The 15703-nt window shown below is 62.5% G+C and carries 13 protein-coding genes; all 13 read left to right on the forward strand.

The window, feature by feature from the left end:
- Positions 1 to 149: 149 nt before the first annotated feature.
- Positions 150 to 1043, forward strand: coding sequence for a myo-inosose-2 dehydratase (gene iolE / locus HU767_RS07345; RefSeq protein ID WP_186710422.1), 894 nt, complete (start codon positions 150 to 152; stop codon positions 1041 to 1043).
- A complete protein-coding gene (gene iolB, locus HU767_RS07350; protein ID WP_186710421.1) occupies positions 1040 to 1849 on the forward strand; it encodes a 5-deoxy-glucuronate isomerase in 810 nt (269 codons plus the stop codon). Before iolE ends, iolB begins: the two co-directional genes overlap by 4 nt.
- 30 nt (positions 1850 to 1879) lie before the next feature.
- Positions 1880 to 3382: a CoA-acylating methylmalonate-semialdehyde dehydrogenase gene (locus HU767_RS07355; protein ID WP_186710418.1), complete on the forward strand. Its 1503-nt coding sequence runs from the start codon at positions 1880 to 1882 to the stop codon at positions 3380 to 3382.
- 36 nt (positions 3383 to 3418) lie between these two features.
- The gene (locus tag HU767_RS07360) at positions 3419 to 4240 is read left to right on the forward strand and encodes a TIM barrel protein (protein WP_186710416.1); all 822 of its coding nucleotides are present in this window, start codon (positions 3419 to 3421) and stop codon (positions 4238 to 4240) included.
- A 167-nt stretch (positions 4241 to 4407) separates the two neighbouring features.
- Positions 4408 to 6339, forward strand: a complete 1932-nt coding sequence (gene iolD / locus HU767_RS07365) for a 3D-(3,5/4)-trihydroxycyclohexane-1,2-dione acylhydrolase (decyclizing) (RefSeq protein ID WP_186729054.1) — start codon at positions 4408 to 4410, stop codon at positions 6337 to 6339.
- A 29-nt stretch (positions 6340 to 6368) separates the two neighbouring features.
- The gene (locus HU767_RS07370; RefSeq protein WP_186710412.1) at positions 6369 to 7379 is read left to right on the forward strand and encodes a Gfo/Idh/MocA family oxidoreductase; all 1011 of its coding nucleotides are present in this window, start codon (positions 6369 to 6371) and stop codon (positions 7377 to 7379) included.
- A 540-nt stretch (positions 7380 to 7919) separates the two neighbouring features.
- Entirely contained in the window at positions 7920 to 8972 is a 1053-nt protein-coding gene (locus tag HU767_RS07375) for a Gfo/Idh/MocA family oxidoreductase (RefSeq protein ID WP_186710410.1), read from the forward strand.
- 142 nt (positions 8973 to 9114) lie between these two features.
- Positions 9115 to 9267, forward strand: coding sequence for a hypothetical protein (locus HU767_RS07380; protein ID WP_186710408.1), 153 nt, complete (start codon positions 9115 to 9117; stop codon positions 9265 to 9267).
- Between the two features lie 51 nt (positions 9268 to 9318).
- Positions 9319 to 10242: a sugar ABC transporter substrate-binding protein gene (locus HU767_RS07385; protein WP_186710406.1), complete on the forward strand. Its 924-nt coding sequence runs from the start codon at positions 9319 to 9321 to the stop codon at positions 10240 to 10242.
- A 73-nt stretch (positions 10243 to 10315) separates the two neighbouring features.
- Positions 10316 to 11869 carry a sugar ABC transporter ATP-binding protein gene (locus HU767_RS07390; protein ID WP_186729056.1) on the forward strand — a complete coding sequence of 518 codons (1554 nt, stop codon included), beginning with the start codon at positions 10316 to 10318 and terminating at the stop codon, positions 11867 to 11869.
- A gap of 146 nt (positions 11870 to 12015) precedes the next feature.
- Entirely contained in the window at positions 12016 to 13038 is a 1023-nt protein-coding gene (locus HU767_RS07395; protein WP_186710404.1) for an ABC transporter permease, read from the forward strand.
- Between the two features lie 327 nt (positions 13039 to 13365).
- Positions 13366 to 13770, forward strand: a complete 405-nt coding sequence (locus tag HU767_RS07400) for a TraR/DksA C4-type zinc finger protein (protein WP_003202859.1) — start codon at positions 13366 to 13368, stop codon at positions 13768 to 13770.
- Between the two features lie 177 nt (positions 13771 to 13947).
- Positions 13948 to 15552, forward strand: a complete 1605-nt coding sequence (locus HU767_RS07405; protein ID WP_186729057.1) for a methyl-accepting chemotaxis protein — start codon at positions 13948 to 13950, stop codon at positions 15550 to 15552.
- The last annotated feature ends 151 nt before the right edge of the window (positions 15553 to 15703 follow it).

Raw genomic sequence — 15703 nt, forward strand, 5'->3', positions numbered from 1 at the left:
CAGATCCAATGTGGGAGCGGGCTTGCTCGCGAAAGCGGTGTGTCAGGCAACATCAATGTTGAATATGCCGCCGCCTTCGCGAGCAAGCCCGCTCCCACAAGTGTTCAGCGTCGTTCTTACTGATTGTGAAAACAATAAAAGGTGCAGCCATGCCCGCTATTCGAATTGGCATCAACCCGATTTCCTGGAGCAACGATGACTTGCCGTCGTTGGGCGGCGAGACGCCGTTGAGTACGGCGCTGAGTGAAGGCAAGGCCATCGGCTACGAAGGTTTTGAGCTCAACGGCAAATTCCCCAAGGACGCCAAGGGCGTCGGCGATGTGCTGCGGCCTTATGACCTGGCGCTGGTTTCCGGTTGGTATTCCAGTCGGCTGGCCCGGCGTTCGGCGGCGGAAGAAATCGACGCCATCGCCAGCCACGTCGAGCTGCTGGCGCAGAACGGCGCGACGGTGCTGGTCTACGGCGAAGTGGCCGACTCCATCCAGGGCCAGCGGATTCCATTGGTCGAGCGGCCGCGTTTCCATACGGATGACGCCTGGCAAGCCTACGCCGACAAACTCACCGAACTGGCGCGCTTCACCCTGTCCCAAGGCGTGCGCCTGGCCTACCACCACCACATGGGCGCCTACGTCGAATCGCCCACGGACATCGACAAACTGATGGCCCTGACCGGCAGCGAAGTGGGCCTGTTGTTCGACTCGGGTCACTGCTACATGGGCGGTGGCGAGCCGTTGCAGGTGCTGCGCAAACACATCGAGCGGGTCTGCCACGTGCACTTCAAGGACGTGCGCAAACCGGTGGTGCAACTGGCCCGCAACAACCTCTGGAGCTTCCCCGACTGCATCATCAACGGCACCTTCACCGTGCCGGGGGATGGCGACATCGACTTCGCCGCATTGCTCGATGTGCTGCTGGCCGCCGACTACCAGGGCTGGCTGGTGGTGGAAGCCGAGCAGGACCCTGCCGTAGCCCCAAGTTATGCCTACGCCAAGAAGGGCTACGACACCCTGCGCGCCTTGCTGAACGAAAGGAGCCCGTCATGAGCCTGTTGATCAAGAGCCAATCCAGCGGCCGGACCATGGTCCAGTTGCCGGCGGGCGAGTTGGAATACGTCGGCTTCGCTGCCTACCGCCTGCGTCTCGGTGAAACCCTGCCAGTGGCCGCCGGGGACAAGGAATTGTGCCTGGTGCTGCTCAGTGGTCGCGCCAGCCTCAAGGGCGAAGCGCCGGGGCAGGGCGCCTTCGATTGGGACAACCTCGGTGATCGCCAGTCGGTGTTCGAGGACAAATCACCTTATGCCGCTTACCTGCCGCCCGGCAGCCAGGCCCAGGTCACCGCCCTGAGCGACGTGCAGATTGCCGTGTGCGCCGCACCGGGTTCGGCGCAAAACAGTCATGGCCCACGGCTGATCCGCCCGGACAGCATGAAGCGCAGCGTGCGCGGCAAAGGCGCCAATACCCGCTATGTCTGCGACATCCTGCCGGACAGCGAACCGGCGCACTCGCTGCTGGTGGTGGAGGTGCGCACGCCGTCTGGGCATTCCTCGAGCTACCCGCCCCACAAGCACGACACCGACGACCTGCCGCACCAGAGTTTCCTCGAAGAGACCTATTACCACCAGGTCAATCCGTCCCAAGGCTTCGTGTTCCAGCGGGTCTACACCGACGACCGCAGCATCGACCAGGCCATGGCGGTGGAGAACAACGACTTGGTGGTCGTCCCCAAGGGCTATCACCCAGTCAGCGTGCCCTACGGGTACGAGTCGTATTACCTGAACGTCATGGCCGGCCCGAAGCGGGTCTGGCAATTCCACAACGATCCGCAGCACAGCTGGCTGCTGGATCTCTGACCCCACACATACGCAGGGAGAACAAGCACGATGAGCGACGCCCCGGTAGTAGGCCATTACATCAACGGTCAGGTGCAGGACAGCGAAAGTCCGCGGTCCAGCAACGTCTTCAATCCGGCCACCGGTGCGGTGCAGGCGCGGGTGGCCCTGGCCGAACCGAGTACCGTCGACGCGGCGGTGGCCTCGGCGCTGGCGGCGTTCCCAGCCTGGTCCGAGCAGTCGTCATTGCGCCGTTCGCGGGTGATGTTCAAGTTCAAGGAACTGCTCGATCGTCACCACGACGAACTGGCCCAAATCATCAGCCGTGAACACGGCAAGGTGCTGTCCGATGCCCACGGCGAGGTCACCCGCGGCATCGAGATTGTCGAGTACGCCTGCGGTGCGCCAAACCTGCTCAAGACCGATTTCAGCGACAACATCGGTGGCGGCATCGACAACTGGAACCTGCGCCAGCCCCTGGGCGTTTGCGCCGGGGTCACGCCGTTCAATTTCCCGGTGATGGTGCCGCTGTGGATGATTCCCCTGGCGCTGGTTGCCGGCAACTGCTTCATCCTCAAGCCTTCGGAACGCGACCCGTCCGCCAGTTTGCTGATGGCCCGCTTGCTGACCGAAGCCGGCCTGCCGGACGGTGTGTTCAACGTGGTCCAGGGTGACAAAGTGGCGGTGGATGCGCTGTTGCAGCACCCGGACATCGAAGCGATTTCCTTTGTCGGCTCCACGCCCATCGCCGAGTACATCCACCAGCAGGGCACGGCCCACGGCAAGCGTGTGCAGGCCCTGGGCGGGGCCAAGAATCACATGATCGTCATGCCCGATGCCGACCTCGACCAGGCGGCGGACGCCTTGATCGGTGCCGCCTACGGCTCGGCCGGTGAACGCTGCATGGCCATTTCCATCGCCGTGGCAGTGGGCGACGTCGGCGACGAACTGATCGCTCGCCTGCTGCCGCGTATCGACCAGTTGAAAGTCGGCAACGGCCAGCAACCCGGCACCGACATGGGGCCCCTGGTCACCGCCGAGCACAAGGCCAAGGTCGAAGGTTTCATCGATGCCGGCGTGGCCGAGGGTGCCCGGCTGATTGTCGATGGCCGAGGCTTCAAAGTGCCGGGGGCGGAGCAGGGGTTCTTTGTCGGGGCGACGCTGTTCGATCAGGTCACTGCCGAGATGAGCATCTACCAGCAAGAGATTTTCGGCCCGGTGCTGGGGATCGTGCGTGTGCCGGACTTCGCCACGGCGGTGGCGTTGATCAACGCCCATGAGTTCGGCAACGGCGTGTCGTGCTTCACCCGCGACGGCGGCATCGCCCGGGCGTTCGCCCGCAGTATCAAGGTCGGCATGGTGGGCATCAACGTGCCGATTCCGGTGCCCATGGCCTGGCATTCCTTTGGCGGCTGGAAGCGCTCGTTGTTCGGCGACCACCATGCCTACGGCGAGGAAGGCCTACGCTTCTACAGCCGCTATAAGAGCGTGATGCAGCGTTGGCCCGACAGCATCGCCAAGGGCCCTGAATTCAGCATGCCGACTGCCCAATAACGCATTTTTCGAATGACTGCCGGAGGGAGAACAACAATGAACAAGCCCCTGCGTTTTGCCTTGAACCGAATGGTTGCCCCGCGCCTGTCACTGCCCGCGTTCATCGACTTGGCCCTGGCGTTGAAAACCGATGCCATCGAGATTCGCAACGACCTGAAGGGTGTCGAGATCGAAGACGGCATGCCGCCGGCTCGCGTCCGTGAATTGTGCGAGGCCCGCGGCATCAAGGTGCTGTCGATCAACGCCCTGTACCCCTTCGATGTGTGGAACGAAGAGCGCCGCGCCCAGGCCGTGCGGCTGGCCGACTACGCCCGCGAGTGCGGCGCCGAGGGGCTGGTGATGTGCCCACTCAATGACCGCGCCGACCCGCGCAGCGAAGCCGAGCGTGCGGCTGGGCTGCGTACTGCCCTCAGTGAATTGGCACCGATCCTGCGCGCCTTCGGCATCTACGGTTTCATCGAACCCCTGGGTTTCGAAGAGTGCTCGTTGCGCCGCAAGCGCACGGCGGTGGAAGCGATCAAGAGCATTGGCGGGCTGGATGTGTTCCGCCTGGTGCACGACACCTTCCACCATCATCTGGCCGGCGAGCAGGAGTTCTTCCCCGAACTGACCGGGCTGGTGCACATCTCCGGCGTCGAGGATGCCCAGGCACCTCTGGCGACGATTCGTGACGGCCACCGGGTGCTGGTGGGCGAGGCCGACATCCTCGGCAATGCCAAGCAGATCGAGGCGTTGCTCAGTGGCGGTTATGACGGTTACCTGTCTTTCGAGCCATTTGCCGAGAGCGTCCATGAGCTGGCCGACATTCGCCAGGCGTTGGGGGCGAGCATGAATCACCTGCAAAGCTCACGGGCCTGAGCCCGTTATCAACCTGATGAAGATCCCCCTTGTGGGAGCGAGCCTGCTCGCGAAGGCGGCAGTACATCCAACATTGATGTGGCCTGACATACCGCTTTCGCGAGCAAGCCCGCTCCCACAGGGGAGTGAGCAAACCGCCAGATTTGCATTCCAGACAAGGTGCAAGCATGACCACAACACGACTGACCATGGCCCAGGCCTTGGTGAAATTCCTCGATAACCAGTACATCGAAGTCGATGGCGTCCAGAGCAAGTTCGTCGCCGGGGTCTTTACCATTTTCGGCCACGGCAACGTGCTGGGCCTGGGCCAGGCGCTGGAGCAGGACAGCGGCGACCTGGTGGTCCATCAGGGCCGCAACGAGCAGGGCATGGCCCATGCCGCCATCGGGTTTGCCAAGCAGCATTTGCGGCGCAAGATCTACGCCTGCAGTTCCTCGGTCGGCCCCGGTGCGGCGAACATGCTGACCGCCGCGGCCACCGCCACGGCCAACCGCATTCCGCTGCTGCTGTTGCCCGGCGATGTCTACGCCAGTCGCCAGCCGGACCCGGTGCTGCAACAGATCGAGCAGTTCCACGACCTGAGCATCAGCACCAACGATGCCTTCAAGGCCGTGAGCAAATACTGGGACCGCATCAACCGCCCCGAGCAATTGATGACCGCCGCGATTCACGCGATGCGGGTGCTGACCGACCCGGCCGAAACCGGCGCGGTGACCCTGGCGCTGCCCCAGGACGTGCAAGCCGAAGCCTACGACTACCCGGATTACTTCCTGCAAAAACGCGTGCACCGCATCGACCGCCGGCCGGCCACCGAAGCGATGCTCGGCGATGCCCTGGCGTTGCTCAAGGGCAAGCGCAAGCCGTTGATCATCTGCGGTGGCGGCGTACGCTATTCCGGCGCCAACGCCGCGCTACAGGCGTTTGCCGAGCGCTTCGAGATTCCCTTTGCCGAGACCCAGGCCGGCAAGAGCGCGGTGGTGTCCAGCCATCCGCTGAACGTCGGCGGTGTCGGCGAAACCGGTTGCCTGGCGGCGAACCTGCTGGCCAAGAAAGCCGATCTGATCATCGGTATCGGCACCCGCTATAGCGACTTCACCACCGCGTCGAAATGGCTGTTCCAGCACCCGGATGTGCAGTTCCTCAACCTCAACATCAGCCCGTGCGATGCCTTGAAGCTCGACGGCGTGCAACTGTTGGCCGACGCCCGCTCGGGCCTGGAGGCCTTGTCGGCCGCGATGGGGGATTATCGTGCCGAATGGGGCGGGCAGGTTGCCGATGCGAAGGCCCAGCTCGACGCCGAAGTGGACCGTATCTACCAGGCGGATTACCAGGCCGAGGATTTCGTCCCGGAAATCAACGACCACATGGACCCGGCGGTGTTTCGCGAATTCATCGAGCTCACCGGTTCCTGCCTGACCCAGAGCCGCGTGCTCGGCACCCTCAACCAAGCCTTGGCGGATGACGCCATCATCGTCGCCGCCGCCGGCAGCCTGCCCGGCGATTTGCAGCGCAGCTGGCGCAGCAAGGGCGTCGACACTTATCACGTCGAGTACGGTTATTCGTGCATGGGCTACGAGGTCAATGCCGCCCTGGGCGTGAAGCTCGCCGAGCCGGACAAAGAGGTCTATGCGTTGGTGGGCGACGGCTCCTACATGATGCTGCATTCGGAACTGGCGACCTCGATCCAGGAGCGCCGCAAGATCAACGTGGTGCTGTTGGACAACATGACGTTCGGTTGCATCAACAACCTGCAAATGGAACACGGCATGGACAGCTTCGGTACCGAGTTCCGTTTCCGCAACCCCGAGACCGGCAAGCTCGACGGTGCCTTTGTGCCAGTGGATTTCGCCATGAGCGCGGCGGCCTACGGTTGCAAGACCTACAAGGTCAAGACGCTGGATGAGTTGCGCGCGGCCCTGGCCGATGCCCGGCGCCAGACGGTCTCGACGCTGATCGACATCAAGGTTCTGCCCAAGACCATGATCCACAAATACCTGTCGTGGTGGCGGGTTGGCGTGGCGCAAGTGTCCACCAGCGCCCGCACCGATGCCGTCGCCAAGACCCTCAACGAACGACTGGCCAAGGCCCGTCAATACTGATTGCCCCAACCCTACGAAAGGAGTTCCAAATGTCTTTGAAGCTGGGCGTCATCGGCACCGGGGCCATCGGCCAGGACCATATCCGTCGTTGCAGCCAGACCTTGCTCAACAGCCAGGTGGTGGCGGTGACCGACATCAACCTCGCCCAGGCGGCGAAGGTGGTGGCCGACTTGAAATTGACCGCCGAGGTCTATCCCGACGGTCATGCATTGATCAAGGCGCCGGACGTGGAGGCGATCCTCGTCACCTCCTGGGGCCCGAGCCATGAAGAGTTCGTGCTGGCGGCAATTGCGGCGGGCAAGCCGGTGTTCTGTGAAAAGCCCCTGGCGGTCACGGCCGAAGGCTGCCGCAAGATCGTCGACGCCGAAGTGGCCCATGGCAAGCGCCTGGTGCAGGTCGGTTTCATGCGTCCGTACGATGAAGGCTATCGCGCGCTCAAGGCGGTGATCGACAGTGGCCAGATCGGTGAACCGCTGATGCTGCACTGCGCCCACCGCAACCCGAGCGTGGGCGAGAACTACAAGACCGACATGGCGATCACCGACACCTTGATTCATGAATTGGATGTGTTGCGCTGGCTATTGGCCGATGACTACGTCTCGGTGCAAGTGGTGTTCCCCCGCAAGACCAGCAAGGCCCTGGCCCACCTGCGGGACCCGCAGATTGTCCTGCTGGAAACCGCCCGGGGCACGCGCATCGACGTCGAAGTGTTCGTCAACTGCCAGTACGGCTATGACATCCAATGCGAAGTGGTGGGGGAGACCGGCATCGCCAAGCTGCCGGAACCGTCCCAGGTGCAACTGCGCAGCGGCGCCAAGCTGTCCAATGCGATCCTGATGGATTGGAAGGACCGCTTCATCGCTGCCTACGACGTCGAGTTGCAGGCTTTCATCGATGGCGTGCGTGCCGGGCAAGTGGGCGGGCCGTCGGCCTGGGATGGGTTTGCCGCGGCGGTGGCGGCGGATGCTTGTGTCGAGGCGCAACAGAGTGGGCAGATCGTCAAGGTCGACTTGCCCGAGCGCCCACATTTTTACGGCTAGATTCATTCTCTGTGGGAGCGGGCTTGCTCGCGAAGGCGTAGTGTCAGTCGCCATCAATGCTGAATGTACCGCCGCCTTCGCGAGCAAGCCCGCTCCCACAAGGGATTTGTGATGAGCAGAGTTCCCGCAGTCATCCGGGAACAAACTGTGGGAGCAAGCCTGCTCGCGATAGCGGTGGGTCAGTCAACACAATGCTGGCTAATTCGCCGCCATCGCGAGCAAGCTCAGCTCCCACAAGGGATTTGTGGTGAGCAGAGTTCCCGCAGTCACCAGGGAACAAACTGTGGGAGCGAGCCTGCTCGCGATAGCGGTGGGTCAGTCAACGCAATGCTGGCTGATCCACCGCCATCGCGAGCAAGCTCAGCTCCCACAAGGGATTTGTGGTGAGCAGAGTTCCCGCAGTCACCAGGGAACAAACTGTGGGTGCGAGCCTGCTCGCGATAGCGGTGGGTCAGTCAACACAATGCTGGCTGATCCACCGCCATCGCGAGCAGGCTCGCTCCCACAGGGCCCGGCGTTATTTCCAGATAAGGAGCTTTCATGCGAATCGGACTAGTCGGCTACGGCAAGGGTGGGCGGTTCTTTCATGCGCCGCTGATCAGCAGCCTGCCAGGGGCTACGTTTGTCGGCGTGGTGACGCGGTCCGCCGAGCGCCGTCAACAATTGGCCAGCGATCACCCGGATGCCCAGGCCTTCGACACCCTCGAACAATTGGTGGCGGCCGGCGTCGATGCGGTGGTGGTGTCCACCCCTTTGGACGGTCGCCCGGCCATTGTGATGCAAGCCATCGAACTCGGCGTGGCGGTGGTCAGCGACAAACCATTCGCCCCTGACGCCGCCCAGGCCGAGGCCATGGTGTTGGCCGCCGAACAACGCGGCGTGCCGCTGAGCGTGTACCAGAACCGTCGCTGGGATTCGGATTTCCTGACCTTGCGCAAACTGCTGGCCTCTGGTGCCCTCGGGCAAATCATCCGTTTTGAATCCAGCGTCGAGCGTTATTCGCCAACGTCGGTGGGCAAAGGCAGCGGCGGCGGGTTTCTGCGCGACCTCGGCAGCCATCTGGTGGACCAGGCGCTGCAATTGTTCGGCCCGGTGGTGCGGGTCTACGCCGAGCTGGATTATCGGCAGCCGGACCAGGTGTTCGACAACGGTTTCTTCATGTCCCTGACCCATGCCAGCGGCGTGATTTCCCACTTGAGCGGCAATTGCGTGCAAAACGCAGCGCGCCCGCGTTTTCGGGTCAACGGCACCCAGGGCTGCTACACCGTCGAAGGTCTGGATGGGCAAGAGGCCCAGGCGCTGGCCGGCTTGAGCCCGGCGACCGAGGGCGAACGCTGGGGGGCGGAAGAACATCGACGCTGGGGCTGGTTCGAACACGGCACCGAGCGCGAGCGAGTGACTTCCGAACGTGGCTGCTGGCTGGCGTTCTACCAACAACTGCAAAGCGCGTTACAGGACGCTGGCCCGCTGCCGGTGGAGGCCCGTGACGCGTTGGCCACCACGCGCCTCCTTGATGCGGCCAGGCAGAGTGCCGAGCAGGGCGAAGTGGTGTGTTTATCCGCGCCTGTGGGGCATGGAATAAAAAACGAATAAAATTCTAAAATCAGTTGATATGGAAAATATTTTCCAATAAAGTCGATTCCAGGTTACCGACAACCCTGTCTGCCTCCCGCCAAGCCAGCCTTGAACGGACGACAGACGAAACAAAAACAAGAAACACAGCTAGGTACCGTCGATGAAAACCTTCAGCCGCTCTGCGTTTCACCTGCCGCATCTGCTGCGCCTGTCCGCAGTCCTCCCCCTGTTCGAATCCCTGTGTATCCAGCGCAAGGGCGCCATGGTCTGTTGCATGCCCGGCGCGCCTATCGTGCGCTTGCCCCGTTCCTGATCCGTCACGCCTTATCCATAAAACCAACAAAAAAGTGGAGAAAGACCGTCCATGAAGACCAAGACCCGTATCGCCTCGCTGGCCCTGTCGTTGATGCTCACCAGCGGCGCTGCCCTGGCGGACCTGAAGATCGGCGTCAGCATGTCCCAGTTCGATGACACCTGGTTGACCTACCTGCGCGAGTCCATGGACAAGAAAGCCAAGTCCTTGCCCGATGGCGTCACCCTGCAGTTCGAAGATGCGCGCAGTGACGTGGTCAAGCAACTGAGCCAGGTGGAAAGCTTCATCAGCCAGAAGGTCGATGCGCTCATCGTCAACCCGGTGGACACCGCCGCGACCCAGCGCATCACCAAGGCCGCGGTGGCTGCCGGTATCCCACTGGTGTACGTCAACCGCCGCCCGGACGATCCGAAATTGCCGGAAGGGGTGGTCACCGTGGCCTCCGATGACCTCGAAGCCGGGCGCATGCAGATGCAATACCTGGCCGACAAGATGGGCGGCAAGGGCGACATCGTGATCCTGCTGGGTGACCTGGCGAACAACTCCACCACTAACCGCACCAAGGGCGTCAAGGAAGTGCTGGCCAAGTACCCGGGCATCAAGATCGAACAGGAGCAGACCGGTACCTGGTCGCGGGACAAGGGTATGACCCTGGTTAATGACTGGCTGACCCAAGGTCGCGAGTTCAACGCGGTGGTGTCCAACAACGACGAAATGGCCATCGGCGCGGCCATGGCCCTCAAGCAAGCGGGTAAAGAGAAAGGCAGCGTATTGATTGCCGGGGTCGATGGCACGCCGGACGGTTTGAATGCCATCAAGAAAGGCCAAATGGCGGTCTCGGTGTTCCAGGACGCCAAGGGCCAGGCCGATGGCTCCATCGACACAGCGGTGAAAATGGCCAAGGGCGAGAAAATGGCGTCCGTCGTGGTGCCGTACCGCTTGATCACGCCGGACAACGTCGATCAGTTCAAGTGACGTTCAACCCGGTCCCACCAAAACAATAAGCAGGCAAGGTTGCAACGCCACCTTGCCGAGGGAGTACCTGATCATGTTCGCTTCAGCGACTGCTTCGAGCGCCCCGGCCATGACTTTCCAGCCGGACGTATTACTTGATGAGCCGTACCTGCTGGAAGTCGTCAATGTCAGCAAGGGCTTTCCCGGTGTGGTGGCCTTGTCCGATGTTCAACTGCGGGTGCGCCCCGGCTCCGTGCTGGCCCTGATGGGGGAAAACGGTGCGGGCAAATCCACCTTGATGAAGATCATCGCCGGCATCTACCAGCCGGACGCCGGCGAACTGCGCCTGCGCGGCAAACCGGTGACCTTCGACACGCCGCTGGCGGCGTTGCAGGCCGGCATCGCGATGATCCATCAGGAACTGAACCTGATGCCCCACATGAGCATCGCCGAAAACATCTGGATCGGCCGCGAGCAGCTCAACGGCCTGCACATGGTCGACCATGGCGAAATGCACCGCTGCACCGCCCGGCTGCTGGAGCGCCTGCGCATCAAGCTCGACCCCGAGGAGCAGGTGGGCAACCTGAGCATTGCCGAGCGGCAGATGGTGGAGATTGCCAAGGCTGTCTCGTATGACTCCGACATCCTGATCATGGACGAGCCGACTTCGGCCATCACCGAAACCGAAGTCGCCCACCTGTTCTCGATCATTGCCGACCTCAAGTCCCAGGGCAAAGGCATCATCTACATCACCCATAAGATGAACGAAGTGTTTGCCATCGCCGATGAAGTGGCGGTGTTTCGCGACGGCGCCTATATCGGCCTGCAACGGGCCGACAGCATGGACGGCGACAGCCTGATCTCGATGATGGTCGGGCGTGAGCTGAGCCAGTTGTTCCCGGTGCGCGAGCAACCCATCGGTGAGTTGGTGCTGTCGGTGCGCGACCTGAGCCTGGACGGCATCTTCAAAGGCGTGTCCTTCGACCTGCATGCCGGGGAGATCCTGGGGATCGCCGGGTTGATGGGCTCGGGCCGGACCAACGTGGCCGAAGCGATTTTCGGCGTGACCCCGAGCACCGGCGGCGAAATCCTCCTGGACGGCCAACCGGTGCGCATCACCGACCCGCACATGGCCATCGAAAAAGGCTTCGCGCTGTTGACCGAGGACCGCAAGCTCAGTGGCCTGTTCCCGTGCCTGTCGGTGCTGGAAAACATGGAGATGGCCGTGCTGCCCCATTACGTCGGCAACGGCTTCATCCAACAGAAAGCCCTGCGCGCCTTGTGCGAGGACATGTGCAAGAAGCTGCGGGTCAAGACCCCGTCGCTGGAACAGTGCATCGACACCTTGTCCGGCGGCAACCAGCAGAAAGCCTTGCTGGCGCGCTGGTTGATGACCAATCCACGCATCCTGATCCTCGACGAGCCGACCCGCGGCATCGATGTCGGCGCCAAGGCCGAGATCTACCGGCTCATCGCCTATCTCGCCAGCGAAGGCATGGCGGTGATCATGATTTCCTCGGAACTGCCGGAAGTATTGGGCATGAGCGACCGGGTCATGGTGATGCACGAAGGCGACCTGATGGGCACGCTCGACCGCAGCGAAGCGACCCAGGAACGCGTGATGCAACTGGCCTCGGGCCTGTCCTGATGCCTTTTGGCTCAGGTAAATAAAGTCGAGCAAAAATGTGGCGAGGGAGCTTGCTCCCGCTGGGGCGCGAAGCGGCCCTGTGTCGGCTCGCAATACGGCCCAGCGGAGCAAGTTCCCTGGCCACGGATCAAAAAAGGTGATTGGCTATGAACGCGATACTGGAAAACAAACCCGCGGCAGCACCGAACAGGACCCGGCGGCGGTTGCCGACGGAACTGAGCATCTTCCTGGTGCTGATCGGCATCGGCCTGGTGTTCGAAATGTTCGGCTGGATCATGCGTGACCAGAGCTTCCTGATGAACTCCCAGCGCCTGGTGCTGATGATCCTGCAAGTGTCGATCATCGGCCTGCTGGCCATCGGCGTGACCCAGGTGATCATTACCACCGGCATCGACCTGTCGTCCGGCTCGGTGCTGGCGCTGTCGGCGATGATCGCCGCCAGCCTGGCCCAGACCTCGGACTTCGCCCGGGCGGTGTTTCCCTCGCTGACGGACTTGCCGGTGTGGATACCCGTGGTGGCGGGGCTTGGGGTCGGGCTGCTGGCCGGGGCGATCAATGGCAGCATCATCGCCATTACCGGCATCCCGCCGTTCATCGCCACCCTCGGCATGATGGTCTCTGCCCGTGGCCTGGCACGCTACTACACCGAAGGCCAGCCGGTGAGCATGCTGTCCGATTCCTATACCGCCATTGGCCATGGCGCGATGCCGGTGATCATCTTCCTGGTGGTGGCGGTGATCTTCCACATTGCCCTGCGCTACACCAAGTACGGCAAGTACACCTACGCCATTGGCGGCAACATGCAGGCGGCGCGCACATCGGGCATCAACGTCAAGCGCCACTTGGTGATCGTCTACAGCATTGCCGGGTTGCTGGCGGGGTTGGCCGGCGTGGTGGCCTCGGCGCGGGCGGCGACCGGGCAGGCGGGCATGGGCATGTCCTATGAGCTGGACGCGATTGCGGCGGCGGTGATCGGCGGCACCAGCCTGGCGGGTGGGGTGGGGCGCATCACCGGGACGGTGATCGGGGCGCTGATCCTCGGGGTGATGGCCAGCGGTTTTACCTTCGTCGGGGTCGATGCCTACATCCAGGACATCATCAAGGGCTTGATCATCGTGGTGGCGGTGGTCATCGACCAGTACCGCAACAAGCGCAAACTCAAGCGCTGATCCGCAAAAGTTGCGACAAAGCGCCACGCCTGACCCGCGTGGCGTTGCCATTTGTCTTCTTAATACAGCAATTGCACCGAATTTCTTGTTATAAACGCACTCCGATGACTGCTAAAAGCCTGTCAGAGAACATTTGAGGGGGTTGTCGGACATTTTCCCTATGTTTTCAGTTGCTGAGGCCTCGACTCGGCCTTAGACTGCCGCCCCTCGTAAATTGAGTGCCGGGTGGCGCTTGCAATAGACGGCGCCTTTCCCGATGAGCGTGGCAGCTGCGCTGCGGGACGCTCCATAATTCGCCTTAATGCACGTTTTTTTATAGAGAAATCAATGACAAAGGAAAAGTTGCTGGCCATGCCGGCGGATGACTACATGAATGCCGAGCAGCTGGCTTTCTTCACCAAGCTGTTGCAGAACATGAAAGTCGAAACCCACGAGCGCATCGAACAGAACCGAATCGCCATTGAGAGCCTGGACACCCCGGCCGACCCGGCGGACGCTGCTTCCGTAGAAGAAGAGCGTACCTGGCTGGTCAACGCCATCGATCGCGACCAGCGCATGCTGCCTCAACTGGAGCAGGCCCTGGACCGTATCAACGACGACAGCTTCGGCTGGTGCGACGACAGCGGCGAGCCGATCGGCCTCAAGCGCCTGCTGATCAGCCCGACCACCAAGTACTGCATCGAAGCCCAGGAACGTCACGAACAGATCGACAAGCACCAGCGTCAGGCCTGATTCGCGTTGTTCAAAAAGATCGCGACCTTTTGACGAAGGCCGCGATCTTTTGCTTTCGCCGGTACCTGTTCGTCTACTCCCGTTGACCTGCTGCAAGAACACGACTAATGGACCATGGATAATGGCTCGGTAGTGGCGTTTAATGCGGTCATAACAACGAGAATGTGGGTGACGAACATGGCGACAGACGGAACGCTGGCGGGTGCGGTGCCGGCCTCGGTAGCCGAAACGAAAGGCGCGGCGCGCTGGCTGACGCCGACCTTGCAGAGCCTGGCCCTGGCCTTGCTGCTGTGCGGCATGGCCTTGGGCGGCTGGTCGCTGTACCTGGGCCTGCCGCTGGTGATGCTGATCGTCTGGTTGCCGCGCCTGCGTTCACGCGTGGCCGCGGCAGCCGCACCCAGCACTGACACCCTGGCCGAGTTGACCCGCGACTTGTCCTACACCACCAGCCATAACGCCCTGTCGGCCGCCGGTGTTGCCTATTCGGTCAAGCAACTGGCCGGCAAGGTCCAGTCCCAACTCGATGCGGCGGCGCAGATCGTCAGCAATGCCGAATCGATGATCGCCACTGAACAGGCCACTTCACAACTCAGCCAGCAAGCCCTGGGCGCCGCCAGCGAGGCCCATCGCAGCAGCGTGGCCGGGCGCAGCGAACTGGTGGAGTCCATCAGCCGCATGCACCAGCTCAGCCAGCGGGCGAATGACAGCCGGGAATTGATCGAAGCCCTGAGCGTACGCAGCGATGAAATCCAGCGGGTCAGCCTGGTGATCCAATCGATCGCCAGCCAGACCAACCTGCTGGCGCTGAACGCGGCCATCGAGGCGGCCCGGGCCGGTGAGCATGGCCGTGGGTTCGCGGTGGTGGCCGATGAAGTTCGCGGCCTGGCCGGGCGTACCGCCGCGGCAACCGGCGAAGTCGGGGTGATGGTGGCCGACATCCAGCAGCGCACCGCCCAGGTGGTGGAGCAGATCCGCCAACTGGCCGCCGACCTGGACAGTGGTGTGCAGCAGGTCGAGCACACCGGCCAGCACCTGGAGAACATCGCCCGCCTTGCAGAAGGGGTTGAAACCCAGGTCGGTGCCATTGCCCAGGGCACTGACACCAATCGCGAACAACTCGACAGCCTGTTCCACGCCATCGAGCAGATGCGCAGCGACCTGTCCATCAGCGACCAGCAGACCCAGCGCCTGGCCGAGGCGGCGGTGCAGATGGAAGGCCAGGCCGAAACCATCAGCGAACGCCTGGCCGAGGTGGGCCTCGACGATTATCACCAGCGGGTCTACGACCTCGCGCGGGAAGGGGCAAGCCAGATCGCCGCGCAGTTCGAGGCCGATATCGACCAGGGCCGTGTCAGCCTCGAGGATTTGTTCGACCGTAACTATCAACCGATCCCCAATACCCAGCCGGCCAAATACCAGACCCGCTTCGACCGCTACACCGACCAGGTCCTGCCAGCGATCCAGGAACCGCTGCTGGCCCGTCACGAGGGCCTGGTGTTTGCGATTGCCTGCACCCAGCAGGGTTATGTGCCGACCCACAATAAGGTCTTCAGCCAGCCGCTGACCGGCGATCCCCAGGTGGACACGCTGAATAACCGCACCAAGCGCAAGTTTTCCGATCGCACCGGGATCCGCTGCGGCAGCCACCAGCAACCGGTGCTGTTGCAGACCTACACCCGGGACACGGGGGAGTTGATGCATGACCTGTCCGTGCCAATCATGCTCAAGGGGCGTCATTGGGGCGGCTTGCGCTTGGGCTACAAACCCGAGAAGCCGCGCTAGGTTTCAATGCTATCGATGTGGCAAGGAAGCTTTTGTGGCGAGGGAGCTTGCTCCCGCTGGGCTGCGCAGCAGTCCCAAAGGCTGACCCCCATCAATCTGCCCCACCGAGGCGGCAGGTCCAAGGGCTGCTGCGCACCCCAGCGGGAGCAAG

This window comes from Pseudomonas sp. SWRI179 (genome assembly GCF_014268705.1).
Classification (GTDB): Bacteria; Pseudomonadota; Gammaproteobacteria; order Pseudomonadales; family Pseudomonadaceae; genus Aquipseudomonas; species Aquipseudomonas zanjanensis.